A 25,261-nucleotide genomic window follows, 5' to 3' on the forward strand; every position below is an offset into this window, starting at 1 on the left:
CGGGCCTGCGGCGGCCGGTTCCCGCGGCCTGCGGGAGCAGCCGGGCGCGCTACGGGAGCAGCCGGGGCGCGCCCGGGGCGGGCGGGGTGGGCAGCGGGGTGCCGTCCCGCGCGAGGAGGGACATGAGCACGAGCGCGTCCGTCCAACCCAGCGGGGTGACGGCGGAGGGGATGCCGCCGGCGGTGACGGTCTCGGGGAACTCCCCGAGGGAGTTGCGGGTGGCCAGCACCCAGTCGAGGATCCGCCCGCCGCGCTCCTGCTGTCCGAGCCCGAGCCGGGCCAGCGCCAGGAAGGTCGTACTGGCCGTCCAGGCGGTGTTGTTCCAGCCCTGACCGGGGTCGTTGCCGGGCCGCAGGCCGCCGCCGGGCACCCGCAGGGCCTCCTCGGTGGAGTCCAGGGCGGCGGGCAGGCCGGGCGGGGCGGTGTTGAAGGGCGGGGCCATGAAGGCGGCCGCGCTGTCGCGGCCGTGCAGCCCGTCGGGCGTGCGCGCGTAGCCGACGGGGGCGAAGTGCGCGGCGATGCCCGCCGAGAGCCGGGCGGCCGCGGCGGCCCAGCGGTCGCGGTCCGCTGTCCGGCCCAGCTCCTCGGCCAGGGCGGCGGCGGCGTGCAGTCCGGAGAGCAGCGGCGCGGCCGTGCCGATGGTGGCGTCCTGCGGGACGAGCTCCCAGTAGTCGGGGGAGGCCGGCGGCAGGCCGCGGGGGTCGAGGGAGCCGGCCGCGCGGTCGGCGGCCCGGGCGACCGCGGGGTAGAGGGAGCGCAGCTGCCCGGCGGTCGCGGGGGTGCGGGGGGCGGCCCGGTGCCACTGCCACACGGCCCAGGGCACCCAGCCGTTGGCGTCGAGCTGCCAGGGCCGGCCGTCCGGGGGGCCCGATCCGTCGAGGCGGGTGCGGGCCTCCCAGGTGCCGTCGGGGCGCTGGGTGGCGGCGGTGTGCCGCAGGATCCGCAGGGCCTCCTCGTGGTGCCCGGTGCGGGCGAAGGCGGCCGCGGCGAAGCTGGAGTCGCGGGGCCAGTTGTACTGCCAGGGCGGGGACCAGCCGGCCGCGAAGGCGCCGTTGGGGCGCAGCAGGGCGCGCATCGACAGCAGGGCGCGCCCGGCGGCGGCGCGGGCCTCTCGGGAGGCGCCGCCGGGTACGGTTCCGGCGTCGAGCCAGGCGCGGGTCTCGGCGATCTGCCGCAGGGCCCCGGGGTCCCCGGCGGGGACGACGACGGACTCCGAGGCGCCCTCCGGCAGGTAGCGCCAGCGGCCGGAGGGCAGTTGCAGGACGTGGCTGCGCTCGACGTACCCGGCTCCGACGGCGAACTGCGGGAGTACGGCCTCGGTGGCGGTGCGGTTGGAGAGGAGTCCGGCGGTGCGGGCGGCGGCGGCCGCGGCGGGTACGTAGCAGGGTGTGCTCTCCCCGCAGCGGGCGGCGCCCTCGGGGTTGACGTGGAAGGCCAGTGCGGCGGGCGAGGCGCGCCAGCCGCCCCAGTGGGCCTGGTCGTAGTTCCAGGCGGTGGGGGCGCCGGGTGGGCTGCTGCGGGTGCCGTGCCAGGCCACGGGTCCGTCGCCGTCGGCGAAGGCCTGGGCGTACAGGTAGTAGGTGGTGCCGGGGGTGAGCCGGGCGTCGAGGGGGAACTCGACCCAGCCCGCGCCGGCGCCGCCGAGGCGGCCCAGGTCGGCGGTGGCGGTGGCGACGGCGGATTCGGCGCGGGCGCGGCGGGTGCGGACCTGGACGGTGACGCGGCCGGTGGCGGCCCCGCTGCTGAGGTAGAGGCCCACCCGCGAGAGCCGGGGGCCGCGGGCGGTGAACTCCTGCGCGGCGGCGTTGTTGCCGGCCCTGATGCTGAACAGCGCGGTCTCGTGGCGCGGCTGGCCGTCGCGGGCGGGGGCCGCGGGCCGTTCGCGCTCGCGGTCCCGCTGGGGCGCCGGTCCGCCGAGCACGGACACGACGGCCAGGGCCGACAGGACGGCGTAGGTGGCGGGCACGGTGGCACCGGGTCGGGTCCACCGCGGCGCGTCACCGCGAAGAGGGCGCATCCACGGACCCTGCCCGCGGTACGGCCGTTTGCGCGCGGACCGGTGTGATGGTCATTCCGATGCCGCGGCGGGTTCACCCGGCCGGGGGTACGGGGGCGGGCCGGGAGCGGCGTGGGCCCCGTCCCGGATGCGCCCGGACGGGGCCCGGTCCGCCGCACCGGGGCGGGGGGACGCCCTGGTGCGGCGGACGGCTGGGGCTGTTCCACCGGCCGGGCGGTCACGCCCGGCCTCCCGGCCGGTCAGCCGGTCAGCCGGTCAGCCGGTCAGCCGGTCAGCCGGTCAGCCGGTCAGCCGGTCAGCCGGTCAGCCGGTCAGCGGAAGGTGACCGAGGCCTCGCCCGCCGCCGTGGCGACGGAGCCCGGACACAGGAAGCTGCCCGAGGTCTTGACCGCGGTGAAGGGCCGGTTGGCGTACTTGCGGGTGGTGCCGTCGCGGTCCCAGACGATTCCGGTGGCCTTGTAGCGGCAGGAGACGAAGCTCTGGCTGCCGCTGATGTCGATGGTCTCCGTGCGGGCGGTGCCCGCGGTGTCGTCGAAGACGAACGACGGGTTGTTGTTGAGGGTGGCGGTGATGCTGCCGGAGCAGGACAGGTTGCCGCCGGGCCTGTTGACCGTGGCGCGGTCGACGGTGAGGGTGCTGGGGGCGTTCGCGCTGGTGGTCGCGTTGGTCCAGGTACAGGTACTGCCGGCGACGACGATGACGCCGTCGGCCTTGCGGTCGGCGGCGGGGCCGGAGGCCAGGGCGGTGGCCGTGGCCGTGCCTCCGAGGAGGGTCGCCGCCATGACGAGCGCGGTCGTACCGAGCTTCGCTGTGTACCTCATATCGCTCTCCTGACACGTCCTTGTGGGGGTCTGACGAGGGCCCGGGGAGGCCTCGCGGAGTGCGCGGGGAGCGTGACACAAGGACCTTGTATTGTCATGCACGCGCCATGAGACCGCCCCTCGGATGGCCTGAACCCCGCGCCGCCGCGACGGCCCCGGCGGCGCCGGAAGGCCCGGACAGCGGGTCCGGCGCCGCCCGGCGCTCGGCCGCGGCACTACGGGCCGCTGTGGCGCGAAACGGCCCGGGGGCGCGCGCAAAGGAGGCGGGGAGGTACGGGTGAAGGGGACCGGGGCCGTGCGCCGCCTTCGATGCCACCCCCGTGAGCCTCGAAGGCGGTGCGCGGCGCCGGTCCCCCGCGTTCCCCCCGAATGAAACGATGCGTTTCGTTTCGATCTGGATCCTGCCGCCCGTCACGCCCTCTTGTCAATACGACTCGTTTCGTTTCGGCATTGGGTAGCATCGGCCGATGAACCCGCCCCCCGCACCGCCGCCGCAGACCCCGCCCCGGGCGGCGGCCCCGCCCGCCGCACCTGATCCGGCCCGGCGCAGCGGGCGCACCGCCCGCGCGATCACGAGGGCCGCGCTGGACCTCTGCCGGGAGGCCGGGTACGCCCGGGTCACCGTGGACGCCATCGCGGCGCGCGCCGGGGCGAGCAAGGCGACGGTCTACCGCTGGTGGGCCTCGAAGGGCGCGGTGCTCCTCGACGCCCTCCTCGAGGAGGCCGCGGACCCGGCCACCTTCCCGGACACCGGAGACGTCACCGCCGACCTGCGCGCACAGCTGCACGCCGCGGCGGCCGGGGTCGCCGGCCCCGGCCTGTGGCCGCACTACACCGCCCTGATCGGCGAGGCCCAGCACCGGCCCGAACTGGCCCGGGCCGTGCACGAGCGGTTCACCGGCCCCCTGGAGGAGGCCGCCGCGCAGCGGCTGCGCTCCGCCCAGGCCCAGGGCGAACTGGACCCGGCCCTCGATCCCCGCCTGCTGGTCGACCTGGTGTACGGCGCCCTGCACTACCGCCTGCTCCTGGCCCGCGCCCCGGCGGACCCCGCGTACGTCGACGCCCTCCTGGCCACCGCGATGCGCGCCTGGAAGGCCGCGGGGCCGCACCGGCACGACGGCCCCGACTCCGGGGGCGGCGAACCCGGAACCCTTTCCACAAAGCTGGCGCAGCGGCCCGCAGAATAGCCCCTCTCCGACCTCTCAACCGATCCCGGAGCCCCCCGCACCCCCTCCCCCATGGGGGGATATGGCTATACACAAGAACGGCCGTCAGAAGGCCACAAGCGCCCTTCCGCCCCGACCGGCCCCCTGGGCTCGCCCACGAAGCGGATCTACGATCGGCGGCGAGCGGAAGGGGGACCGGATGGACCGGGACATGCGCACGATCGAGGACGTACTCGCCCTGCTGGACGGGCTGTTCGCACCGGAGGACGACCGGTGGACGAGCAGGGGGGCCGCCTGGTGGGACGGGTTCTACACGGACCGCACCCGCGGGGTGCCCTTCTTCGTGGACAAGCCCGACGAAAGCCTCGCGGCCCACCTCGACCGCGGGACGCTCCGTCCGGGCCGGGCCCTCGACCTGGGGTGCGGTCCGGGCCGCAATGCGCTGTACCTGGCGGCGCGCGGATTCGAGGTCGACGCCGTGGACCTCTCCCCCGCGGCCGTCGCCTGGGCCGGGGAGCGGGCGCGCGAGGCGGGGGCGGCGGTGCGCTTCCACTGCGGGGACGCCTTCGCCCTGGCCGGGACCGCGCTGAGCGGCCCGTACGACCTGGTCTACGACTCGGGGTGCTTCCACCACCTGCCGCCCCACCGCCGCATCAGCTACCTCGCCCTGGTGGACCGGCTGCTGGCCCCCGGCGGGCACCTGGGCCTCACCTGCTTCGCCGCCGGGGCGATGGGCTCCGAGCTGGACGACGCCGCCTTCTACCGCGGTTCGGGGCTGCGCGGCGGGCTCGCGTACGCCGACGGCGACCTGCGCCGGATCTTCGGCGGGCTCACCGCGGTCGAGCTGCGGCGGATGGCGGACGAGCCGGCGGAGTCCGCGCGCTTCGGCGAGCCGTTCCTGTGGACCGCCCTGTTCCGGCGGGACGGGGACGGGACGGTCCAGCACGTCTGACCGTCACCTGACTGCTGACTGACTGGCTACCGACCGACTGCTGACCGGCACCCAATCAAACAGAACCGCTCACCAATCCCCGCAGTTGGGCGGAGAATCCGGGTGTTATGTTGTTGATTTCTTCTTCGACACGACCGGGAGGACCCGTGGCCGAGCAGGCGGCGCACCTGGCCCATCAGCGGCGGACGCTCATCCTGGAGGCGGTGCGGCGCGACGGGGCGGTGCGGGTGGCCGACCTGGTGGAGCAGCTGGGGGTCTCGGACATGACGGTCCGCCGGGACCTGGACGCCCTCGCCCGCCGCGGTGCGGTGGAGAAGGTGTACGGCGGGGCGGTGGCCGCGCGGGCGGGGACCAGCGGGGAGGAGCCCGGTTTCGCCGCGAAGTCCGGGCGCGAAGCGGCGGCCAAGGCGGCCATCGCCCGGGCCGCGGCGGACCTGGTCGAACCGGGCAGCGTGGTCGCGGTGTCCGGCGGCACCACGGCCCATGCGGTCGCGGCGCTGCTGCTGAACGTGCCGCGGCTGACACTGCTCACCAACTCCCTGCCGGTGGCGGACCTGGTACGGTCCGCCGCCGCCCGGGAGCCGGAGGCCGGGGGGCCGGCGCTGCTGCTCACCGGGGGCTCCCCCACCCCCTCGGCGGCGCTCGTCGGCCCGCTGGCGGACCTGGTGATCGGCTCCCTGCACGTGGACCTGCTGGTCCTGGGGGCGCACGGGGTCGCGGAGGGCGCCGGGCTGACCACGCCGAACCTGGCCGAGGCGCAGACGAACCGGGCGCTGGTGGCCGCGGCGCGGCGGGTGGCGGTGGTGGCCGACCACACGAAGTGGGGGGTGGTGGCGCTGAGCGGGTTCGCGGACCTGGACCGGGTGGACTGGTTCGTGACGGACGCGGGGCTGCCGGCCGGGGCGCGGGCCGTGCTCGCGGACGCGGTCGGGGAGCTGGTGGTGGCCGAGGCGGACCCGGCGGGCGGGGCGCCCCGGGGCTGACTCCGGGGGCGGGCGGCCCGGTCCGGCGCCGGGCCCGGTACGGGCGGCGGGTACGGGGCCGGGTACGGGCGGCGCGGCTCTTCCGGAGGCACCGGACGCACCGGGCGCGCCCGCACCGGCCCGCACCGGCTACTGCGGTGCGGGGCCCGTGGAGGCGCGGATGACCAGTTCCGGGTCGAAGAGGAGTTCGCCCGTGGGTACCTCGCGGTGGCCGACCAGGGCCAGGACGCTGCGGCCGACCTCCAGTGCGAGGCGGTCCGAGGGCTGGCGCACGGTGGTCAGCGGCGGGTCGGTGAACTCGGTGATCACCGTGCCGTCGTAGCCGACCACCGAGACGTCGCCGGGTACGGAGCGGCCCTGGCGGCGGATCCCGCGGACCGCCCCGAGGGCCATGTAGTCGCTGGCCGCGACGACGGCGGTGGCGCCGAGGGCCAGCAGCGGGGCCACGGCCCCCTGCCCGCCCTCCACGGAGTAGGACTGGCGGACCACCCAGCGCTCGGCGTCCGCGATGCCCCGGCGGGCCATCGCGTCGAGGAACCCGCGGACCCGGCGGTCGGCGGGCTGGTTCCCGGAGGGGCCGGCGGCCATGCCGATCCGCCGGTGGCCCAGCCGGTGCAGGTGGTCGACGGCCAGTTCGGCGGCGAGGGCGTCGTCGGTGGAGAAGACGGGGGCGGGCACGCCGTCGGCGAAGACCCCGTTGACGCCGACGTACGGCACGCGGCGCTGGCGCAGGAGCTCGTACGCCTCGGTGTCCGCGCCGTCGACGGTGTTCGAGGCGGAGAGGAAGACGACCGCGGCGAGGCCCTTGTCGACCAGGGCGGAGATGAAGTCCCGCTCCTGGACCCCGCCGGAGAAGGCGGGGCAGACGACGGTCTTGAGCCCGTGGGGGGCCAGGGCCGACTCGATGCGCTCGGCGACGTCGGCGAAGAAGGGGTTCGAGACCAGTTCGGTGACCACGGCGACGAGCTGGCCCTGGGTCTGGCGCTCGTAGCCGAGTTCGGCCATGGCCTGCTCGACCGCGTCGCGGGTCTTCTTGGACACGCCCTGGCGGCGGTTGACCACCCGGCTGACGGTCGCCTCGCTGACCTGTGCGCGGGCTGCGACGTCGGTGATGCCGACCTTCATCGCGGTCCTTCCGTGATCGTGAGCGATGCCAGACCTCCGCGCGGTACGGCCAGCGAGCTGGGTCCTTCCGGCAGGAACGTCAGCGGGCCGTCCATCATAAGGCCGCCGTCCGGGCCGTGGACCACCTTCCTGACCCAGCCTCCACCGCCGGTGACCTCGATCATCAGCCGGTGCCGGTCGGAGCCGTTGACCAGGTGGAACTCCCGGTGGGCGGCGAGGTCGAGCGGGACCACGCGGTCCGCGTGGACGCTGATCAGGCAGCGCTCGCCGGCCGTGGCCCGCACCAGCGGGTACAGCTCGTCGGGGCGGCCGGGCTCGGTCTCCCCGTCGAGGAGCAGCCCGCGGTGGCGGTGCCACTGGCCCAGCCAGAAGGCGACGGCGGCGCGGTGGGAGTCCGGTACGCGGTCCAGCCGCACGGAGATCTGCGGGACGGAATGCAGGGCGCCGGTGAGCTGGCGGGCGACGGCCTCGACGGGGGCGTCCTCGGACCACAGCAGCATGTCGGAGTGGACGGCGCCGCCGATCGCGAGGAAGGCGGTGTCGAGGGTGCGGACCCGGTTGGCGGCGGCGTCGGCGGGGCAGTCGAAGGACCGCAGCATGTTGCCGTACGGGGCCATGCCGGGGCCGACGTAGGGCTGCCGCAGTTCGAGGAGCACCCCGGGGCGTACGGACTCCAGGGTGTCGCGCAGTTCCGCGAGCAGGGTGATCATGGCCTGGCCGACGTCCTCGCCGCCGTCGCCCGCGTAGGCCATGGCCTGGTCGAGGAAGTCGAGTTTGAGTCCGTCGAAGCCGAACTCCCGGATGAGCAGCGCAGACTGGTCGATGATCCGGCGGCGGACCTCGGGCCGGCGGGGGTCGAGGACGTGCGCGCCGGGGACGGTCGCGGGCCGGGGGGCGTACGGGGCCCACTCGGCGTGGCAGGCGGCGTCGGGGCCGAGCAGCAGCGGGGCCGTCCACAGCAGGTAGGCGAGGCCGTGGGAGCGGACCCGGGCGACGTGGGCGGCGAAGTCGGGGAATTTGACCGGGTCGGGGCGCCAGTCGCCGAGGCCGGCGTAGCCGCGGCCGTGCCCGAGCTCCTGCCAGCCGTCGTCGAGGATGACGGCCCCGCAGCCGAGGGCGGCGGCGGGTGCGGCCTGGGCCTCGACGGTCTCGGCGGTGACGTCCTGGTTGAAGGCGTACCAGGTGGAGTAGACGGGGGTGCGGGCCTGTTCGGGCACCGGCCGGGCGGCGCTGCGGGCGGCGAACCAGCCACGCAGGGCCCGCATGGCAGTGGCGACGGAGGGGGCGCGGGGGGCGAGGAGGATGCGGTGGGGTCCGGGTCCGGCGGGCAGTCTGAGGTGGACGACGTGGGTGTCGTTCTCCTCGGAGACCCCGAAGCGGACCTCGGTCTCGGGGACGGGGTCGGCCGCCGCGAAGGCGAGCAGGGTGCGGCCGGAGTGGTCGTACAGGCAGCCCGCGGCGTGCCCGTCGACGAGGGAGACGCGGGTGAGGCCCTCCCAGTCGGCGAGCAGGGTGCGGCGCCAGCCGCCCTTGGGGTGCCAGTACCCGGCGGCGTCGCCGAGGGGGACGGACAGCCGGATCTCGACGGGGGTGCCGCGGGAGGGGACCTCCAGCATCCTCAGTCCGCCGGGGAGTTCGGCCAGGGACCAGCCGGAGTCGGTGAGCGGGGCCGGGCCCGCGGGGCCCGCCGGGTCCGGGGTGGCTGCGCCCGGAACAGGCTTTCCCGGGGCTGGTGCTGCCGGTGCCTGGGCGAGTACGGCGACGGAGACCCCGTCGATGAGGGGGGCGTAGCGGGCGGGGGCGAGTCCGGCGGTGGTGACGGCCTCGGGGGCGGGGGGGCGGGGGCTCTGCACGGGGGTCACTCCTTGACGGCGCCGGCGAGCAGGCCGGAGACGAAGTGGCGCTGGAGCGCCAGGAACACGAGGGCCATGGGGATGGCGGCGACGGAGGTGCCGGCCAGGATCGCCCCGTAGTCGGTCTCGTCCAGTCCCTGGAGGGAGGCCAGGGCCAACGGGATCGTGAAGGACGCGCTGTCGCGCAGGACGATGAGCGGCCAGACGAAGTCGTTCCACTGGTAGAGGAAGAGGAAGATGGCCAGGGCGGCGAGGGCGGGGCGCATCGGCGGCAGGGCCACCGACCAGAAGAGCCGCAGTTCGCCGCAGCCGTCCATCCGCCCGGAGTCGAGGAGTTCGGCGGGCAGGGCCGCCATGGACTGACGCATGAGGAAGATGCCGAAGGGCAGCGCCAGATGGGGCATGATCACGGCCTGGTACGTGTCGAGCCAGCGCAGTTCGGCCATCATCGTGAACAGCGGGACCAGGGTGACCTGTCCGGGGATGACCAGGCCGAGCATGAGCAGTCCGAAGAGGGCGTCGCGGCCGCGGAAGCGGTAGACGGCGAACCCGTAGCCGGCCAGGGTGCAGACGGCTCCGGCGCCCAGGGTGTACAGCACGGCGATGACCGTGGAGTTGAGGACGACACGGCCGAACTGCGCCTCGCGCTGGAGGGTGGCGAGGTTCTCCGCGAGGTGCCCGCCGGGCAGCAGCGGCGGCGGGCTGTCGAAGATCTCGGCGGAGCTGTGCGTGGAGGCCACCGCGAGCCAGTAGAAGGGGACGGCGACCGCGGCGAGCGCGATGGCGAGTCCCGAGGTGAGCAGGAGGGCCCTGCCCTGGCGGGTGGTCATGAGCGGTCTCCCAGGACACGGAACTGGACCAGGCCGAGCAGGCCTATGAGCACGGCGAGGACGTACGCGATCGCGGAGGCGTAGCCGAAGTCGAAGTAGCCGAAGGCGTTGCGGTAGAGGTACACGCCGATGGTGAGGGTGGCGTTGTCGGGTCCGCCGCCGGTGAGGACGAACGGCTCGTCGAAGAGCTGGAGGGTGCCGATGGTGGAGAGCACGGTGGTGAGCAGCAGGGCCGGGCGCAGTCCGGGCAGGGTGACGTGGCGGAAGGTCTGCCAGGGTCCGGCGCCGTCGACGGCTGCGGCGTCGTAGAGCTCGCCGGGGACGGTCTGGAGTCGGGCGAGCAGGATGACGGCGTTGTAGCCGGTGTAGTGCCAGGTCAGGGCGAGGCCGAGGGAGATCTTCGCCCAGAGGGGGTCGGTCAGCCAGGGCACCGCGTCGAACCCGGCGAGGCCGAGGACCCAGTTGACGAACCCGTACTCCTTGTTGAGGAGGACGGAGAAGATGATCCCGTACGCGACCAGGCCGGTGATCATCGGCAGGAAGAAGCCGAGGCGGAAGACGGCTCTGCCGTGCAGCAGCGTGGAGTTGAGGGCCACGGCGAGGGCGGTGGCGAGGGCCAGCATGACCGGCACCTGGACGGCGAGGATGACCGCGGTGTTGGCCAGTGCGGTGGCGAACAGCGGGTCGTCCAGCAGCCGCAGGTAGTTGTCGGCGCCGACGAAGGTGTCCACGCCGGCCACGTTCTTGTGGAGGCTGAGGACGAAGGACCAGACGATCGGGTAGAGCTTGAAGGCCGCGAAGAGCAGGACGGCGGGCAGGACGAAGAGGTACGGGGCCGGGCGGCGCCGGCGCCGGGCGCGCGGGCCCGCGCCCGCGGCCGGGGGGCCGGGCGGGGCGGGGGCGCGGCGCCCGGCGAGCGTGGTGGGGCCGGACATCACAGGACCTTGCGGCCCGTCTGGCGGCCGAGCTGCTCGGCGGCGTCGCCCAGGACCCCGGCCGGGTCGGCGCCCTTGAGGAGGACCTTGGACTGGGCGTCGGTGACGAGCTTGAGGGCGCGGGCGTAGTCGGAGGTGTAGTTGTAGGCGGGCGAGGGGGCCTTGAGGGCCTCGAGGAAGATCTCGCCCTTCTTCTGGTTGCTGAAGAAGGCCGAGGGCTCGTGGAAGACCGGGTCCTCGTACGCCTTCATCAGGGCGGGGGCGATGCCCTTGCCGCGGTAGATCTGCACCTGGGAGGCGGGGCGGGTCAGGACGAACTCGACGAAGGACCAGGCGGCGGCCTGGTGCCTGCTGGTGCCGGAGACCGCGAGGTGGGTGGAGTTGACCGTGGCGGCGGTGGGGCCGCCGCGGCGGACGGCCGGGGGCAGCCGGACCTTCCACTTGCCGGCCTCGTCGGGGACCTGCTCCTCGACGATGCCGCCGAACCAGGTGGGCGAGGGGACGACGGCGTTGGTGCCCTTCTTCAGGGAGCTCATCAGGGAGTTCCAGCCACCGGACAGGTCGCTGACCAGCCCGGCGTCGTTCATGGTCTTGATGAGGGTCATGGCCTTCACGGCCTCGGGGGAGGCGAGGGTGATCTCGCCGGCGAGGTTGAAGTAGAAGGCGCCCTGGAGCTGGAGCAGCATCTGGAAGAAGTTGGCCGCGTCGGCCTGGGAGGCGGGCTTGTCGAGGCCGAGGAGGTGGGCCCCGGTCCTGGCCTTGATCTTCTTTCCGGCCTCGATGGTCTCGTCCCAGGTCTGGAGCGCCCCGGCGTCGACGCCGGCCTTCTCGAAGAGGTCGGCGCGGTAGTAGAAGCCGCCCGAGTTGGCCTCCCAGGGCAGGGCGTTGACGCGCTTGCCGTCGGGGCAGACGGTCTGCCACAGGCCCTGGGCGAAGGCGTCCTTGTGGGCGGTGGCTCCGAGGGGCCCGAGGTCGGCGAGGCCGCCGGGGAAGCGCTCGACGTAGCCGGGCAGGTAGTCGACTCCGATGTGCAGGACGTCGGCGAGGCCCTGGCCGCCGGCCGCGAGCCCGGTGGTGATCTTGTCCCAGATGGCCGGGTTGCCGATGTCCTCGACCGTGACCTGGATGTCCGGATACTTCTTGTTGAACTCCGGGAGCAGGAGCTTCAGTTCGGCGGCGGGCCCCTGCCAGGACCAGACGCTGATGCGGCCCTTGTCCTTGGCGCCGGCGGATCCGCCGGCACCCGCGCCGCCGCCCGCGGCGCCCGTGCCGCTGCACCCGGCGAGTCCGGCGGCGCCGGCTCCCGCGACCGCCGCGCCCGCCGCCTTCAGCACTCTGCGTCGTCCCAATTCCATGGCTGACCACCCCTGACCTGCTCGTGCTCCGCGGCCGTGCGGGCCGCAGATGTTGACGGCCGGGAATCTACCCACGCGAATGCAGCACTTACAAGGCTTGAGTGAAAACTTTCAGTCGGACACGACAATAGGTTCTGACGGATCCGTTGCAAGAATTCATGGACGGTTGCTAGCGTGCCGCGCGCCGCCACGTCCACCACGGCCGGCTCCGCCACCTGATCCGGGAGAAACCCGATGACGCGTTCCCGTGTGTCGCTGCTGTGCGCGCTCGCGCTGCTCACCCCGCTCGTACCGCTGACCCTGGGCGGGCCCGCCGCGGCCCAGTCCGCCGGGCGCTGCGGCGGCCGGGTGGCCCCCGCCCCGGCCCCGGCGGCGGCCCCCGCCCCGCTGGCCGTGGCCAACCCGGGCTTCGAAGAGGGCACCTCGGGCTGGGAGTTCACCTCCGGCACCGGGGTGGCCGGGAACTACCCGCACGGCGGGACCCGCCTCGCCTACCTGGACGGGGGCACGGGCATGAAGGTCTCCCAGACCGTCACCGCCACCGGCCACGGCACGTACGACGTCTCCGCGTGGACCGCGACCGGCGGCCCCGACGGCCGCTTCGCGGCCCGCGTCAACGGCGTCCCCGCGGCGGAGAAGGTGCTGCCCGCCGCGGCCAACTACCGCCGCCACACCCTCAGCCGGATCACCCTCGCCCCCGGCGACACCCTGGAGATCGCCTTCGAGTCCGGCCGGGGCTGGGTGAACGCCGACGACCTGATGCTCTCCCCCGCCTCCCCCGCGGACCCGGTGGTCAGCTCCTCGGACCCGAAGATCGTCGAGATGTTCGACTGGGCCAAGCGCAAGGCGAACAGCTGGGTCCACCTGCCCGGCACCACGGGCCCGCTGAACGTGGACGAGAACAACACCTCCGGCAGCGGCCCCGGCACGTACGGCGCCTCGTACTGGGCGGGCTACGCCAACCGCAGCGGGTACTACTCCCGCGACACGGCCCACCAGCTCGCCGGGGCGGGCGCCCTCGGGCTCGCGGCCGAGAACCGCGACATGCTGCGCGCGTTCGCCGCCTCCGCGACCGCGGAGCACAAGTACTACCCCGTATGGGCCCTGAACTTCGACAACCGCAGCTACCTGTCGATCGACTACCGAAGCCCCACGCGCTTCGTCCGCGAGGTGCCCGCCCCCTTCGAGCTGGTCCAGAAGGCCGCCGAGGCCTTCCGCTGGAGCGGGGACCGCACCTACCTCGACGACCCGGCGCTGTGGGAGTTCTACCGCAGGGCCACCGGGGAGTTCGTCACCCTCCACGACGGGGTCAAGGACAACGGCGCGACCCCCGTCGCCGAGGGCACCGGCGGCGGCATCTTCCAGGGCACCGCCAGCTACAACGAGCAGAGCAGCGAGCCGCTCGCCGAGGCCGGCGACGGCATCGGCTCCCAGTACCAGGCCTACCTGGCCATGGCCTCCCTGGCCCGCGCCAAGGGCGACTGCGCCCTGGCCGCGCAGTCCCAGCGGCGCGCCGAGCGGCTGAAGCGGTACTTCAACACGACCTGGAGCGGCAGCGGTTCGGGCGCCGACATGGTGCGCGGCTACACCACCGACGGGCGGGCGCTGACCGGCTGGGGCAAGGAGAACAGCTGGTTCATGCCGATGAAGCGGATCGTGGACCCGGGTCCGCGGCGCGAGGCCTACCTCGACTTCATCGACGAGCAGGCCGCGGGCGGGGACCGCCCCACCAACATCGAGGCGCTGACCTACCTGCCCGACACGTTCTTCGTGAACAACCGCAACGACACCGCATGGAAGTGGATGAAGCACGTCTACGACCGCAAGGACATCCAGCACGTCAACGCCCGCCAGGGCACCAACGGCGACTACCCGGAGGTCTCCTTCACCCTGGTCGGCCAGACCGTGGAGGGCCTGATGGGCGTCAGCCCGGACGCGCCCGCCCGCGCCCTGTCCACCCAGTCCCGGCTGCCCTCGGGCATGGACTGGCTGAAGATCGACGGCCTGCGGATCGGCGGCAGCACCTTCTCGCTGCGCCACGACGGGGCGGCCGGGTCCACGCTGGTGCACACCGGGGGCCCCGGCGCCTACACCTGGGAGGCGCGCTTCCCCGGCCGGCACGCGCGCGTCACCGTCAACGGGGTCCCGCGGCCGGCCCGTACCAAGGTCGTGGACGGAGCGGCGTACACGTACGCGGTCGTCAAGGTCGCGCCGGGGCGCTCGGCCTCGGTCCGGGTGGGCTGACCCGGACGGGGATCCGCGCAGGAGGGCGCGGCACAGACCGCCCTGCCCGCGGTAGGGGCGGGCAGGGCGCGGTACGGCCGGGTGCGGGGAGGCACCCGGCCGTACGTCGTACGGGGGCGGGAGCGGGGGCCGTCACAGCGGCGTCCAGGGGGGTTCCAGGGGCTCTCCAGGGCTCTTCCAGGGCCCGTCGAGGCCTCGTCGAGAGCTCTTCGAGCGGCTGTGGACACGATGTTCATGCGTCATCGACCGTTCATCGAGTCCACGCCCGTCCGCCGCCCCTGGGAGTTGCCGTGTTGCTGCGCGCCAAGCCGACCTGCCCGCCGAACGGCTCCCACCCGGGCCCGCGTCCCGTGCGGCCCCGCCCGGCCGCCGCCCGGACCCTCCGGCCGGCCCTGCACCGGGCGGCCGGTCCGGACCGGGGCCGCCCCCGCCGGCCGGCCCCGTCCGCCCGCCCCGCGCCCTGCACGGGCCCGGGCGCGGCGGTCCGGCGGCGCAGGCCCACCGCTGCGCACGGCGCGGAGAGCGCGCACGGCACCCCGCGGGCGGAGTGCGCACCGGTCGGGCTGAGCGCGTACGAGCTCGCGCAGTTCGAGCTCATCACGCAGGCCGCTGCAGTCGATGCGCATCCCCACGACGGCCCTGCGGAGGTCCGGCCCGAGCCCGTCCGCGCGAGCGGCACGGACGGCGCGGCGGGCCCCCGCACCCACTGGACAAGGGGCACACGAGCGCATGGCGGTACACGAACTGCTGACTCCTGCGCAGCACAGGCACCCGGACCGGGAGCCGCGGGCACCACGGGAGTTCACGGACCTGGCGTCCATGGACACCGGGATCCTGCTGGACATCCGCTACGCCGGCCCGCACAACTTCGCCGGACGGCCGCTGGACGGCTACGAGCAGCCCCTCTGCCTGCTGACGCGGGTGGCCGCGCGGGCCCTGGCGGCCGTACAGGCCTCGGTCGGCAGGCGGGGGTACGGGCTGCTGGTATACGACGCGTACCGCCCCTCACGGGCTGTCGCGGACATCGTCCGCTGGGCGGCCGACCCCCACGACCTTTCCAGTCGGCGGGAGTTCTACCCGAACACGGACAAGTCGCGGCTCTTCGCGGAGGGTTACATCCATCACCGCTCCGGACACAGCAGGGGCGGCACGGTGGACCTGACGCTGGTCGGCCCCGGGGGGCTGCCGGTGGACATGGGGACGGGCTTCGACTGCTTCGACACCCTGTCGCACACGCTCGATCCGCGCGTACGGGGGCCCCAGCGGGAGCACCGGCTGCTGCTCAAAGCCGAGATGGAGCGGGCCGGGTTCACCAACCTGCCCGAGGAGTGGTGGCACTTCACCCACCGCGAAGAGCCCTTCCCCCACACGTACTTCGACTTCCCGGTCTCGCCCCGGTCCTGCGGCTGACGCCGCGGGGGCCTGCGGGCACGGCGAGCCGGGCCCGGGGCAGCGCGGCCCGGGACCCGGAGGCCTCCGCGGGAGCGGCGGCCGGGAGGGGGCCGGAGGCGGGTACGGAACCGTCGGCGCGCGGGGCGCGGCGACGGGTGCGGGCGGCGTGCCGGGGTTCGCCGCGGCGCGGCTGAGGCGCGGGAGGAGGGCGAGGGAGCGGGGGGCCACCCGCCGCCTCGCCCTCCTCCCGCTGCTGCGCGTGTGCTGCTCTCCTTCGCGTGCGCTGCCGTCTCCGGCCCGTCCTGCCGTATGCGGCCCCCGGCCGTTCGGCGGGGCGGGCTGCGCCCCTACTGGGAGCGGGAGGGGACGCGGACGGCGGCGGGCTCCGGGTAGGTCGCCTTCTCCGCGTGCAGGACGGCCTTGATCTCCTCGCGGAACTCCGCGTCGAAGACCCGTACGGTCAGCAGCAGCTGCAGGGCGCAGGTGGTGGGGTCGAGGAGCGGGCGGGCCATCCGGGCGCCGCCCCCGCCGAGGCCGGTGAAGCCGGACCGGGCCGCGGCGAGGCGGCCGGCGGCCCGGTCGTCCAGGCCCGCGGTGGCGAATCCGACGACCAGCGCCAGCTCGGAGAGGTATCTTCGCGTGCCGCGGACCATCTCCTCGGCTCCCTGGAGGGTCTGCACGGCCCCGCCGGGCACGGTGTAGTCGTCTCCGGTGCGCTGGAGGCCGCGCCCCTCGTACACGGCCAGGGACTCCTCGAAGAGGCGGCCCGCCTCGTCGACGGCCTTCATGGCGCTGACGATCTCACCGATGTTCAGGTCCTGCATGTGCTGCCTCCCGGTACGTTTCCTTGCTGGCACCGACCGTAGGGGCGTGGGGGCTCCTGCGGAACACCCGTGCACCGGCTGCCTGGCAGTCGGCCGCCCGGACCCGGCCGGTTCCGGGGCCGGGTGGAAGATGGGGTGCATGAGCGCCTTCACCACCCGGGTCCTGGACCTGACCACCGGCCGCACCGAGACGGTGACCGACCTGACCCGGCTCTGCGAGGAGTTCCTCGCCGAGGCCGCTCCCGGCCGGGACGGCCTGCTGAACCTCTTCGTGCCGCACGCCACCGCCGGACTCGCCGTGATCGAGACGGGCGCGGGCAGCGACGACGACCTCCTCGCCGCCCTGCACACCGTCCTCCCGGCCGACGACCGCTGGCAGCACCGGCACGGCTCCCCCGGCCACGGCCGGGACCACGTCCTGCCGGCCCTCGTACCGCCGCACGCCACCCTCCCGGTGGTGGCGGGCCGCCTCCAGCTGGGCACCTGGCAGTCCGTCTGCCTGGTGGACACCAACAAGGACAATCCGCACCGGCAGGTGCGGCTCAGCTTCCTCGGCGGCTGACCGCTGCTCCGTCCGAGTCCTCTTGGCGGTCCCGTTCGGCCGCAGATCCGGGTCCATGATCATCAATTCGGTCCGGGCCCGGTCTGATGCTGCCGACCTCGGTGGCGAGCCTGGGAGGGCAGTGGTGATGACGCGGGTGCGCAGGGTGCGGCGGGTGCGCGGGGGCCGGCGGGCCGCGGTGTGGGGGGCGGCGGTCGCGGTGGCGGGGAGCCTCCTGGCCGGGGCCGCCGAACCGGCCGCAGGGGCGGCCCCGCAGGCCGCGGCGGCCGGGGCGGGGCTGCGGGCCGGCGGGCCGGGGGCCCAGGGGGCCGGGGCGCGGGCGGGGCTGCGGGCCCCGGTGGTGCTGCTGGTCGGGCGGGTGCTGGAGGGCGAGGCCGGGTCCGGCGCGGGGCCCGGCGCCGGTTCGTGCGCGGCCGCGGGTGCCTTCCGCTCGGGGCTGTGCCCCGGCTGGCGGCAGCAGAAGGTGCTCGCCACCGTGCGCGGGGCCGGCGCCGTCCTGCCCTGGGCCGCGTACGGCGGGGGCGGGGCCCGGGCGGCATCGGCTCCGGGGCCGGCCACGGATCCGGCCGGGCCGCTCGACATCGCGCTCGCCGGGCCTGGGGTGCTGGGCGAGGTGACGGTACGCGACGGGCGCGGGCGGCGGCTCGGCGGGCGGACCGGGCCCGACGGCCGGCGCTGGCTCAACACCGAGCCGATGCGGGCCGGTGAGACGTACACGGTGCACGTGGGCACGGAGAACGCGGCGGGCACCCCGGTCGGCGCGACCTTCGCCTTCACCACCGCCGCCGCGGACGGCGGGGAGCGGCTGTCGGCGGTGTTCGGGCCGCGCTCCGGCACGTACGGGGCGGGGCAGATCGTCACGGCGGAGCTCAGCGGGCGGGTCCCGGCCGCCGACCGCGACGTCCGCGCGCGGGTGGAGCGGGCGCTCCAGGTCGGCTCCGAGCCGCGCGTCGAGGGCTCCTGGCACTGGGTGGACGACCGTACACTCCACTACCGCCCCCGGACGTACTGGCCGGCGCACACCCTCATCCGGGTGCGCAGCGGGCTCGACGGGGTGGACCTGGGCGACGGGCGGCACGGCGGGCCCTCGGCCCCGCTGCGGCTGGTCATCGGCGACCGGGTGGAGGCCCTGACCGACTCGGCCGCGCACCGGATGACCGTACGCCGCAACGGCCGCGTGCTGCGGACCCTCCCGGTGACCACGGGCAAGGCCGGGTTCCTGACCCGCAGCGGGATCAAGGTGGTGCTGCGCAAGGAGCGCAGGGTGCGGATGCGGGGGGACTCGATCGGCATCAAGCGCGGCACGCGCGAGTACTACGACCTGAAGGTGCACTGGGCCACGCGGGTGACCTGGAGCGGGGAGTACGTGCACGCCGCGCCCTGGTCGGTGGCGGCCCAGGGCGAGGAGAACGTCAGCCACGGGTGCACGGGGATGAGCACCGCGGACGCCGCGTGGTTCTTCCGGACGGTGCGCGAGGGGGACATCGTCGAGGTGGTCAACAGCGGGGGCCGGCCCATGGCGCCGTTCGGGAACGGCTTCGGGGACTGGAACCTGGACTGGCGCAGCTGGCTGGCGGGCAGCGCCCTGGCGGGGCCCGCCACGACAGGACCGGCGGGGGTGGCGGGTCCGGCGGGGGCGGCGGGGGTGGCAGGTTCAGCGGGTGCGGTGCGTACGGAGGCCGTCACCTGAAGCCCGTACCGGTACGGGCACCCGCACGCGCGCAGGCGCAGGGCCCGGCCCCCGCTGCGCCGGACGGCCCAAGGCCCGCCCTCTACCGGATCAATCAGCGCTACCGCCCGCCCGGCCGCGGTTACATCGTCGCTGTCCGTCCGAACCCCCCTAGGGAGTCGACCATGCGTATCCGTACCTCCATCGCCGCTCTGGCCCTCGCCGCCGCGGGCCTCCTCGCCGCCGGTGGAACCGCCGTCGCCGACGCGCACGCCGAGGGTGTCGCCGTCGGCTCCCCGGGGGTGCTCTCCGGCAACGTGGTCCAGATCCCGATCCACGTGCCGATCAACGTCTGCGGCAACTCGGTCAACCTGCTCGGCGCGCTGAACCCGGCCGCCGGCAACGTCTGCGTCAACCACTGACCGGCCACGCCGGCCACGCCGAAGCCCCCACCCACGTCCGGGAGTTCCCATGCCACCCGCGCCCCTGCGCATCGCGACCCACGTCCTGGCCACCTCCGTCATCGCCGCGGGGCTGCTGTGCGCCGCCCCCGCACAGGCCGCAGCCCCCGCCCGGGCCGCGGACCTGCCCGCCCACTGGTGCACCGTCAACGGGGTCGAGGCGCCTCCCGGTCCGCAGGTGAACGGGACCTCCGGCCCCGACACGATCATGTGCGAGGGCGATGTCGAGAACGTCGTCCTGTGGGGCGGCGCCGGGAACGACAACATCCGCGTCAAGGGCATGGTGGTCGACTCCTCCGTGCTCGGGGGCGACGGGGACGACACCATCCAGGTGAACAACCTCTTCCCCCGCAAGGGCAGCGCCATGGTGCGCGGCGGGTTCGGCGACGACACGATCACCACCGCCCTCGTGGTGGGCACGGCCGAGTTCGGGGCCAACGTGCACGGCGACCACGGCGACGACACCATCACCACCGGCAGCGTGCTCGGCCAGCCGGGCGAGTACCAGCGCGGCGGCGGCCAGGTCTTCGGCAACGACGGCAAGGACATCATCCGCACCGGGAACGTGGACCTCGGCGGCCGGGTGGTCGGCGGCAGCGAGGACGACGTCATCGAGCCGAAGTCGGTGGGCCTGGAGTCCTCGGGCGTCATCCAGGGCGGGCCGGGCAAGGACAAGATCCGGGCCCGTTCGGAGCAGCCGACGACCTCGCAGGGCGCGCCGCAGCCCGCGAAGGCGCTGACCATCGGCCCCGGCTGGGGCCAGGTGGACGGCGGTCCGGGCGTGGACGAGTGCACCGTCGCCCACGCCTCGACCGGCGAGCGGATCCGCAGCTCGGTCTCCGGCTGCCCCTGATCCGCTGTCGTACGGGCCCCGGCCCGTGAGCCGTACGGGTCCCTGCCCTTCTGCCGTACGTGCGGCAGGGCGGGGGCCCGGTTCTTCGTACGGGCCCGGCTGCGCAGGGGGGACCTGGTCCCAGAAGCGGGCCCGGCTTCAGAAGTAGACCCGGTGGGCCCGGGCCTGCCAGGAGTTGGCCGGATGGGCAGGGCCCGGTCTGCTGTGGTCCCAGGTGGGCCGGCGGGTGCCCGCCGCGGGCCGGTGGTGCAGCACGTGCTGGACGTGCGCCGCCTCCTCCAGGCACCCGCGGCGGACCAGGTAGAGGAGGGCGGCGGTGAGCGCCGCCACCTCTATGTGGTCCGGGTCCCCGCCGACCACCCGTATCTCGTGGGGGCCGCTCACCAGGTCACCGGCAGGGTGCGGGGCCCGCGGATCAGCGCGCCGGTCTGCCATTCGAGGCTCTCCGGCGGGACCGCGAGGGCGAGCCGGGGGTAGCGGGCGAGGAGGGTCTCGAGGACGATCTCGGACTCCATGCGGGCGAGCATCGAGCCGACGCAGTGGTGCGGGCCGTTGCCGAAGGACATGTGGGCGATGGGCCCGCGGTCGAAGTCGATGCGGTCGGGCTCGGGGAAGACGGCCGGGTCCCGGTTGGCCGCGAGGTACGAGGCGTAGACGGCCTCCCCGGCCCGGATGGTCACCCCGGCCATCTCCACGTCCTGCATGGCCACGCGCGGCAGGCCCACCCCGCTGCGGTGGGGGATGTAGCGCAGCAGCTCGTCGACGGCCTGCGGGACCATGTCCGGTTCGGCGCGCAGCCGTTCGAGCTGCTCCGGATGGGTGAGGAGCGCGAAGACCATGTTGGCGCTGTTGTTGCGCACCGCGTGCGCCCCGCTGACGAGGATCGCGGTGGCGAGGGAGACGGCCTCGGCCTCGCTGATCTCCCCGGACTCGGCTGCGGCCGCGAGGACCCCGCCGAGGTCGTCCGGGCCCTCCTGCCGGTCGCGGAGCTCCTGACGGCGCAGGTTGAGCAGGTCGACCACGCTGTCGCGGACGGTGGTCTTGGCGTCGGCGCTGCGGGCGGGGGCCGCTCCGGGGGCCATGATGACGTTCGCCCAGTCGGTCATGTTGCGGCGCATCTCCTCGGGTACGCCGAGGAGGTCGCTGACCACTTCGAGGGGGAACGGGCCGTGGAGGTGCTCGACCAGGTCGGCGGGCGGGCCGTGCTCCTCCATCCGGTCGAGGAGCGCGTCGGCGGTCTGCTGGGCCACGGGCCGCAGCCGCATCATGCTCTTGCCGGTGAAGGCGCGGGCCACGACGCGGCGCAGCACGTTGAGGCGGGGCGGGTCGGCGTAGTTCAGGGAGGCCTTGAGGGAGGCGATGGCGTGCGGCGAGGAGGCGGTGACCGTACGGCCGACCAGTTCCCCGCGGCTGAAGCGGGGGTCCGTCGTCACCTGTTTGACGTCCGCGTACCGGGTCATGAGCCAGGCCGAGTCCTCGCCGTACGGCATCCGGATGCGGGCGGCGCGGGTCTCGCGCAGCCGGTCGTGGAGGAACGGGTCGAAGTCCAGGGCCTCCAGGTCCGCCAGGCGCCAGAAGTGCACGCCCTCGGCCGCCTGCGGACAGCCGCCCGGCGCCGGCTCCTGCGTCGTCCGAACGGCGGTATCCGGGTCTGAGGTCATCTCGGGTCTCCCAGGGGTCGTGGCGAGGGGTGCTCGCGGGGGTGTTCACGGGGGCCGCGCCGGGCCCGGGCCGGTCAGGGCGTAGGTGACGCACGGTGACCGGACCCGTGTGGGCGCGGTGGAGCGATCCCTTCCCGTTCGCCCGCATTCCGGCCCCGACACGCCCGGATGTCACCGGATTGGCCCAGGTGGCACCCGGTCCGCTCGACGCGCGCATTCATCCGGCGTCCGTGAGGCTGTGTCGGGACGCGAAAGGAGACCCCACGCGATGGCTACTCTGTGCAGACCGACGGTGTCCGTGCCCGAGCATGTGATCACCATGGAGCAGACGCTCGAACTCGCCCGCTCCGTCCACGCGGATCACCCCCAGCTCGACCTGGCCCTCCGGCTCATCCGGAACACCGGCGTCGAGAAGCGCCACCTCGTGCGCCCCATCGAGGAGACGCTGAGGCATCCGGGCTTCGAGCACCGCAACGCCGCCTACGTCACCGAGGCGAAGGCGCGCGTACCGGCCGTCGTACGGGCGGCCCTGGAGGACGCCGAACTCCGCGCGAGCGACATCGACGCGATCGTCTACGTGTCGTGCACCGGCTTCACCATGCCGGCGCTGACCGCCTGGATGATCAACAAGATGGGCTTCCGGACCGACTGCCGGCAGATCCCGATCGCCCAACTCGGCTGCGCCGCAGGCGGATCCGCGATCAACCGGGCGCACGACTTCTGCACCGCCTACCCGGAGGCGAACGCCCTGATCGTGGCCTGCGAGTTCTGCTCGCTGTGCTACCAGCCCTCCGACCTGGAGGTGGGCAACCTGCTCTCGAACGGCCTCTTCGGCGACGGCGTGGCCGCCGCCGTCGTCCGCGGCCGCGGGGGCACGGGGGTCGAGCTCCAGCGCAACGGCTCGTACCTGGTCCCGGACACCGAGGACTGGATCGCGTACGACGTCCGCTCGACGGGGTTCCACTTCCAGTTGGACCGGCGGGTGCCGGGCACGATGGAGCCGCTGGCTCCGGCCCTCAAGCAGCTGGCCGGACTGCACGGGTGGGACGCCGCCGACCTGGACTTCTACATCATCCACGCGGGCGGTCCGAGGATCCTGGACGACCTGAGCCGGTTCCTGGGCGTGGCCCCGGAGGCCTTCCGGTTCAGCCGGGCCACCCTGACGGAGTACGGCAACATCGCGAGTGCGGTGGTGCTGGACGCGCTGCGCAGGATGTTCGACGAGGGCGGGGCCGCCGACGCGGCGCGCGGGCTGCTCGCCGGGTTCGGCCCGGGGATCACCGCGGAGATCTCGCTCGGCTGCTGGACCTCCCCGGAGGACCGGGAGCTCGACCTGCTCGTGGCCAGGGAGTCGCTGCATGTCGACTGAGACGGCGGGCGCCGCCGGTCCGCGGCCGGGTGCGAACCCGGCCGCGGGCCGGGGCGGCTGCCCGGTCAACGGCCCGGGTACGGGCGCGGATGCGGACCGGGCCCGGGATCCGGCCCTGCCGCCCGTACGCGAGTGGCCGGCGCAGGAGCTGCGCGGGGTCGACTTCGACCCCGTCCTGGCGAACCTGATGCGCGAGGGACCGGTCACCCGGATCCAGCTGCCCAACGGGAACGGCTGGGCGTGGATGGTCTCGCGCTACGAGGACGTGCGGATGGTGACGAACGACCGGCGCTTCAGCCGCAAGGCCGTCGTCTCGCACAACGTCACCCGGCTGGCACCGCACTTCATCCCGGTGGACGGGGCGGTGGGCTTTGAGGATCCGCCGGACCACACCCGGCTGCGCCGGGCGGTGGCACCCGCCTTCACCACCAGGGGTGTGGAGCGGCTGCGCGAGCGGGCCCGCGGGATGCTCGACGAGCTGGTCGACGGGATGCTGCGCGACGGCCCGCCGGCCGACCTGACCGAGCGGATGCTCGCGCCGTTCCCGCTGGCGGTGGTCTGCGAGCTGATGGGCGTACCCGGGGAGGACCGGCCGCAGCTGCACGAGTGGACCGCGCTCATCCTCTCCTCCTCCGCCGGCGCGAAGGCGAGCGAGGCCGCCAAGGACCACATGTCCGCCTACTTCTCCGGCCTGTTGGAGCAGCGGCGCGGCAGCGGCGGCGAGGACATCGTCGGCCTGCTCGGCACGGCCGTCGCCGCGGGGGAGGTCACGGCCTCCGAGGCGGTGGGCCTGGCCCTGCTGATCCAGATCGGCGGCGAGGCGGTCACCAACAACACCGGGAACATGGCGTACATCCTACTGAGCCGGCCCGAACTGGCCGCGCGGCTAAGGGAGTCGCCGGAGCTGCGGCCGACCGCCCTGGACGAGCTGCTCCGCTACATCCCGCACCGCAGCGCTGTGGGGCTGTCGCGGATCGCGATGGAGGACGTGACCGTCGCCGGTCACGACATCCGGGCGGGCGAGGCGGTGTACGTCTCGTACCTCGCGGCGAACCGGGACCCGGAGGTCTTCCCGGACCCGGAGGAGATCCTCCTCGACCGCTCCCCCAACCCGCACGTGTCCTTCGGGTACGGACCGCACTACTGCCTGGGCGGGCTGCTGGCCCGGCTGGAGGCGGAGCTGATGGTCGACGCGCTGCTGGACCGGTTCCCCGGGCTGCGGCTCGCGGTGCCGGAGTCCGAGCTGAAGTGGCGGCCGGGCGCGCTGATCCGCGGGCCCGAGGGATTGCCGGTGGCGTGGTGACGGTCTTCGCGAGCTCCCCCGACGGGCTCCTGGTGCCCGCCGGGCACGGCCGGACCCTCACCACGCCCGCCCAGGAGGTCACCTTCAAGGTGACGGGCGAGCACTCCCAGGTCGCCTCGTCCTTCGAGGTGGTGGTGCCGCCCGGATTCGACGTCGGCGCCCACGTCCACACGCACAGCGAGGAGCTGTTCTACGTACTGGAAGGAGAACTGGACGTCCTCGCCTTCGAACCGAGGGTCCGCACCACCGAGGACTGGCACACCTGGCGCTCCCCCACGGGCCGGGGCCCCGTCCGGGCGGGCCCGGGCACCGTCATCGTGGTCCCCCCGGGCTGCCCCCACGCCTTCGCGAACCACTCCGCCGACCCGGCCCGCATGTTCTTCCAGTCCTCTCCCCCACCCGACCACGAACGCTACTTCGAGGAGCTCTTCGCCATCCTGTCCGCCCCGGGCCCCCTGGACGAACAGGCCATCGCGGACCTCCGGACCCGCTACGACATCGAACAACTGACCCCGCTGCGCCACAGCCGCGGCCACCAGCACTGACCGGCTTACGACCGGCCCCGGACCTCGACCGCGTGCCGCCCGTCCCCCGCCACCCGGCGGGAACGGGCGGCACGCACGCGTCTGCGGGGCCCCCCGAGGACAGCAGCTCCGCATGCAGGAAATCGCATGAGCCGCACAGCCGGCCGGCAACTCCGCTACCCGCGGGCTACCGCACGTCAACGTGCCCGCATGCGGAATCAACCGGCCAGCCCTGACAACCTGGTCCAGGCCGGGGAGGGTTCGTACCACCTGGTCCTCGACGCCGAGCTGGTCTCCGACGTGGCGCGCGGCGCCCTCACCCGTACCGGTTCCTGGGATGGCACGGGCGGCAGCCGGAGCGG

Annotated in this window: 22 protein-coding genes; 12 read left to right on the forward strand and 10 right to left on the reverse strand. The window is 74.5% G+C overall.

Annotated elements, in window-relative coordinates:
- Nucleotides 1–49 precede the first annotated feature (49 nt).
- Together ACZ7JZ_RS11785 and ACZ7JZ_RS11790 are read right to left on the reverse strand one after the other, a co-directional pair.
- Complete coding sequence (locus ACZ7JZ_RS11785) at nt 50–1,966, reverse strand: choice-of-anchor R domain-containing protein (protein WP_470936573.1); 1,917 nt, start codon at nt 1,964–1,966, stop codon at nt 50–52.
- Between the two features lie 362 nt (nt 1,967–2,328).
- Complete coding sequence (locus tag ACZ7JZ_RS11790; protein ID WP_470936576.1) at nt 2,329–2,838, reverse strand: hypothetical protein; 510 nt, start codon at nt 2,836–2,838, stop codon at nt 2,329–2,331.
- A gap of 467 nt (nt 2,839–3,305) precedes the next feature.
- Between ACZ7JZ_RS11790 and ACZ7JZ_RS11795 the strand changes: the two genes are divergently transcribed.
- The 3 genes from ACZ7JZ_RS11795 (at nt 3,306) to ACZ7JZ_RS11805 (ending at nt 5,939) form a co-directional block, all read left to right on the forward strand.
- Nucleotides 3,306–4,025 carry a TetR/AcrR family transcriptional regulator gene (locus tag ACZ7JZ_RS11795; RefSeq protein ID WP_470936579.1) on the forward strand — a complete coding sequence of 240 codons (720 nt, stop codon included), beginning with the start codon at nt 3,306–3,308 and terminating at the stop codon, nt 4,023–4,025.
- Between the two features lie 178 nt (nt 4,026–4,203).
- Nucleotides 4,204–4,956 carry a class I SAM-dependent methyltransferase gene (locus ACZ7JZ_RS11800; protein ID WP_470936581.1) on the forward strand — a complete coding sequence of 251 codons (753 nt, stop codon included), beginning with the start codon at nt 4,204–4,206 and terminating at the stop codon, nt 4,954–4,956.
- 146 nt (nt 4,957–5,102) lie between these two features.
- On the forward strand, nt 5,103–5,939 hold the full coding sequence (locus ACZ7JZ_RS11805) for a DeoR/GlpR family DNA-binding transcription regulator (protein WP_470936584.1): 837 nt from the start codon (nt 5,103–5,105) through the stop codon (nt 5,937–5,939).
- 129 nt (nt 5,940–6,068) lie between these two features.
- On the opposite strand, the gene ACZ7JZ_RS11810 is transcribed toward ACZ7JZ_RS11805, so the two are convergent.
- The 5 genes from ACZ7JZ_RS11810 to ACZ7JZ_RS11830 are packed head-to-tail and all read right to left on the reverse strand — an operon-like array spanning nt 6,069 to nt 12,037.
- Entirely contained in the window at nt 6,069–7,064 is a 996-nt protein-coding gene (locus ACZ7JZ_RS11810; protein ID WP_470936587.1) for a LacI family DNA-binding transcriptional regulator, read from the reverse strand.
- Nucleotides 7,061–8,917 (reverse strand): glycoside hydrolase family 36 protein, encoded by a 1,857-nt coding sequence (locus ACZ7JZ_RS11815; RefSeq protein ID WP_470936590.1) that lies wholly within the window; start codon nt 8,915–8,917, stop codon nt 7,061–7,063. The genes ACZ7JZ_RS11810 and ACZ7JZ_RS11815 overlap by 4 nt, the downstream gene beginning before the upstream one ends.
- 5 nt (nt 8,918–8,922) lie before the next feature.
- On the reverse strand, nt 8,923–9,747 hold the full coding sequence (locus tag ACZ7JZ_RS11820; protein ID WP_470936593.1) for a carbohydrate ABC transporter permease: 825 nt from the start codon (nt 9,745–9,747) through the stop codon (nt 8,923–8,925).
- The gene (locus ACZ7JZ_RS11825; RefSeq protein ID WP_470936596.1) at nt 9,744–10,682 is read right to left on the reverse strand and encodes a carbohydrate ABC transporter permease; all 939 of its coding nucleotides are present in this window, start codon (nt 10,680–10,682) and stop codon (nt 9,744–9,746) included. The genes ACZ7JZ_RS11820 and ACZ7JZ_RS11825 overlap by 4 nt, the downstream gene beginning before the upstream one ends.
- A complete protein-coding gene (locus tag ACZ7JZ_RS11830; protein WP_470936599.1) occupies nt 10,682–12,037 on the reverse strand; it encodes an ABC transporter substrate-binding protein in 1,356 nt (451 codons plus the stop codon). Before ACZ7JZ_RS11830 ends, ACZ7JZ_RS11825 begins: the two co-directional genes overlap by 1 nt.
- A 234-nt stretch (nt 12,038–12,271) precedes the next feature.
- Here ACZ7JZ_RS11830 and ACZ7JZ_RS11835 point away from each other — a divergent pair, with 234 nt between their 5' ends.
- Together ACZ7JZ_RS11835 and ACZ7JZ_RS11840 are read left to right on the forward strand one after the other, a co-directional pair.
- Entirely contained in the window at nt 12,272–14,281 is a 2,010-nt protein-coding gene (locus ACZ7JZ_RS11835) for a carbohydrate-binding protein (protein ID WP_470936602.1), read from the forward strand.
- A gap of 729 nt (nt 14,282–15,010) precedes the next feature.
- Entirely contained in the window at nt 15,011–15,691 is a 681-nt protein-coding gene (locus tag ACZ7JZ_RS11840) for a M15 family metallopeptidase (protein ID WP_470936605.1), read from the forward strand.
- A gap of 329 nt (nt 15,692–16,020) precedes the next feature.
- Here the strand turns inward: ACZ7JZ_RS11840 and ACZ7JZ_RS11845 are convergent, their stop codons facing one another.
- On the reverse strand, nt 16,021–16,497 hold the full coding sequence (locus ACZ7JZ_RS11845) for a hypothetical protein (RefSeq protein ID WP_470936608.1): 477 nt from the start codon (nt 16,495–16,497) through the stop codon (nt 16,021–16,023).
- Between the two features lie 130 nt (nt 16,498–16,627).
- On the opposite strand from ACZ7JZ_RS11845, the gene ACZ7JZ_RS11850 reads away from it, so the two are divergent.
- The 4 genes from ACZ7JZ_RS11850 (at nt 16,628) to ACZ7JZ_RS11865 (ending at nt 20,042) form a co-directional block, all read left to right on the forward strand.
- Nucleotides 16,628–17,059, forward strand: a complete 432-nt coding sequence (locus ACZ7JZ_RS11850) for a secondary thiamine-phosphate synthase enzyme YjbQ (RefSeq protein WP_470936611.1) — start codon at nt 16,628–16,630, stop codon at nt 17,057–17,059.
- Between the two features lie 127 nt (nt 17,060–17,186).
- Entirely contained in the window at nt 17,187–18,749 is a 1,563-nt protein-coding gene (locus ACZ7JZ_RS11855) for a L,D-transpeptidase (RefSeq protein WP_470937401.1), read from the forward strand.
- A 164-nt stretch (nt 18,750–18,913) separates the two neighbouring features.
- Entirely contained in the window at nt 18,914–19,150 is a 237-nt protein-coding gene (locus ACZ7JZ_RS11860) for a chaplin (RefSeq protein ID WP_470936614.1), read from the forward strand.
- A 49-nt stretch (nt 19,151–19,199) separates the two neighbouring features.
- Nucleotides 19,200–20,042 (forward strand): hypothetical protein, encoded by an 843-nt coding sequence (locus ACZ7JZ_RS11865; RefSeq protein WP_470936617.1) that lies wholly within the window; start codon nt 19,200–19,202, stop codon nt 20,040–20,042.
- A gap of 138 nt (nt 20,043–20,180) precedes the next feature.
- Here ACZ7JZ_RS11865 and ACZ7JZ_RS11870 read toward each other — a convergent pair whose 3' ends face one another.
- Together ACZ7JZ_RS11870 and ACZ7JZ_RS11875 are read right to left on the reverse strand one after the other, a co-directional pair.
- Complete coding sequence (locus ACZ7JZ_RS11870) at nt 20,181–20,426, reverse strand: hypothetical protein (RefSeq protein WP_470936620.1); 246 nt, start codon at nt 20,424–20,426, stop codon at nt 20,181–20,183.
- Nucleotides 20,423–21,703, reverse strand: a complete 1,281-nt coding sequence (locus ACZ7JZ_RS11875) for a cytochrome P450 (RefSeq protein ID WP_470936623.1) — start codon at nt 21,701–21,703, stop codon at nt 20,423–20,425. Before ACZ7JZ_RS11875 ends, ACZ7JZ_RS11870 begins: the two co-directional genes overlap by 4 nt.
- A 268-nt stretch (nt 21,704–21,971) precedes the next feature.
- Here ACZ7JZ_RS11875 and ACZ7JZ_RS11880 point away from each other — a divergent pair, with 268 nt between their 5' ends.
- Genes ACZ7JZ_RS11880 through ACZ7JZ_RS11890 form a run of 3 tightly spaced genes read left to right on the forward strand, consistent with a single transcriptional unit; the run spans nt 21,972 to nt 24,920 of the window.
- A complete protein-coding gene (locus tag ACZ7JZ_RS11880; RefSeq protein ID WP_470936626.1) occupies nt 21,972–23,072 on the forward strand; it encodes a type III polyketide synthase in 1,101 nt (366 codons plus the stop codon).
- Nucleotides 23,062–24,375 carry a cytochrome P450 gene (locus ACZ7JZ_RS11885; RefSeq protein ID WP_470936629.1) on the forward strand — a complete coding sequence of 438 codons (1,314 nt, stop codon included), beginning with the start codon at nt 23,062–23,064 and terminating at the stop codon, nt 24,373–24,375. The genes ACZ7JZ_RS11880 and ACZ7JZ_RS11885 overlap by 11 nt, the downstream gene beginning before the upstream one ends.
- Nucleotides 24,372–24,920: a cupin domain-containing protein gene (locus tag ACZ7JZ_RS11890; RefSeq protein ID WP_470937404.1), complete on the forward strand. Its 549-nt coding sequence runs from the start codon at nt 24,372–24,374 to the stop codon at nt 24,918–24,920. Before ACZ7JZ_RS11885 ends, ACZ7JZ_RS11890 begins: the two co-directional genes overlap by 4 nt.
- Nucleotides 24,921–25,261 lie beyond the last annotated feature (341 nt).

This window comes from Streptomyces sp. NPDC038213 (assembly GCF_055600495.1).

What these genes read in the sequence shown, in the direction of transcription:
- ACZ7JZ_RS11790 (WP_470936576.1), bottom strand. Translation starts at nt 2,838, where the DNA reads ATGAGGTACACAGCGAAGCTCGGTACGACCGCGCTCGTCATGGCGGCG.
- ACZ7JZ_RS11795 (WP_470936579.1), top strand. Translation starts at nt 3,306, where the DNA reads ATGAACCCGCCCCCCGCACCGCCGCCGCAGACCCCGCCCCGGGCGGCG.
- ACZ7JZ_RS11800 (WP_470936581.1), top strand. Translation starts at nt 4,204, where the DNA reads ATGGACCGGGACATGCGCACGATCGAGGACGTACTCGCCCTGCTGGAC.
- ACZ7JZ_RS11810 (WP_470936587.1), bottom strand. Translation starts at nt 7,064, where the DNA reads ATGAAGGTCGGCATCACCGACGTCGCAGCCCGCGCACAGGTCAGCGAG.
- ACZ7JZ_RS11820 (WP_470936593.1), bottom strand. Translation starts at nt 9,747, where the DNA reads ATGACCACCCGCCAGGGCAGGGCCCTCCTGCTCACCTCGGGACTCGCC.
- ACZ7JZ_RS11825 (WP_470936596.1), bottom strand. Translation starts at nt 10,682, where the DNA reads ATGTCCGGCCCCACCACGCTCGCCGGGCGCCGCGCCCCCGCCCCGCCC.
- ACZ7JZ_RS11830 (WP_470936599.1), bottom strand. Translation starts at nt 12,037, where the DNA reads ATGGAATTGGGACGACGCAGAGTGCTGAAGGCGGCGGGCGCGGCGGTC.
- ACZ7JZ_RS11835 (WP_470936602.1), top strand. Translation starts at nt 12,272, where the DNA reads ATGACGCGTTCCCGTGTGTCGCTGCTGTGCGCGCTCGCGCTGCTCACC.
- ACZ7JZ_RS11840 (WP_470936605.1), top strand. Translation starts at nt 15,011, where the DNA reads ATGGCGGTACACGAACTGCTGACTCCTGCGCAGCACAGGCACCCGGAC.
- ACZ7JZ_RS11845 (WP_470936608.1), bottom strand. Translation starts at nt 16,497, where the DNA reads ATGCAGGACCTGAACATCGGTGAGATCGTCAGCGCCATGAAGGCCGTC.
- ACZ7JZ_RS11850 (WP_470936611.1), top strand. Translation starts at nt 16,628, where the DNA reads ATGGGGTGCATGAGCGCCTTCACCACCCGGGTCCTGGACCTGACCACC.
- ACZ7JZ_RS11855 (WP_470937401.1), top strand. Translation starts at nt 17,187, where the DNA reads ATGACGCGGGTGCGCAGGGTGCGGCGGGTGCGCGGGGGCCGGCGGGCC.
- ACZ7JZ_RS11860 (WP_470936614.1), top strand. Translation starts at nt 18,914, where the DNA reads ATGCGTATCCGTACCTCCATCGCCGCTCTGGCCCTCGCCGCCGCGGGC.
- ACZ7JZ_RS11865 (WP_470936617.1), top strand. Translation starts at nt 19,200, where the DNA reads ATGCCACCCGCGCCCCTGCGCATCGCGACCCACGTCCTGGCCACCTCC.
- ACZ7JZ_RS11875 (WP_470936623.1), bottom strand. Translation starts at nt 21,703, where the DNA reads ATGACCTCAGACCCGGATACCGCCGTTCGGACGACGCAGGAGCCGGCG.
- ACZ7JZ_RS11880 (WP_470936626.1), top strand. Translation starts at nt 21,972, where the DNA reads ATGGCTACTCTGTGCAGACCGACGGTGTCCGTGCCCGAGCATGTGATC.
- ACZ7JZ_RS11885 (WP_470936629.1), top strand. Translation starts at nt 23,062, where the DNA reads ATGTCGACTGAGACGGCGGGCGCCGCCGGTCCGCGGCCGGGTGCGAAC.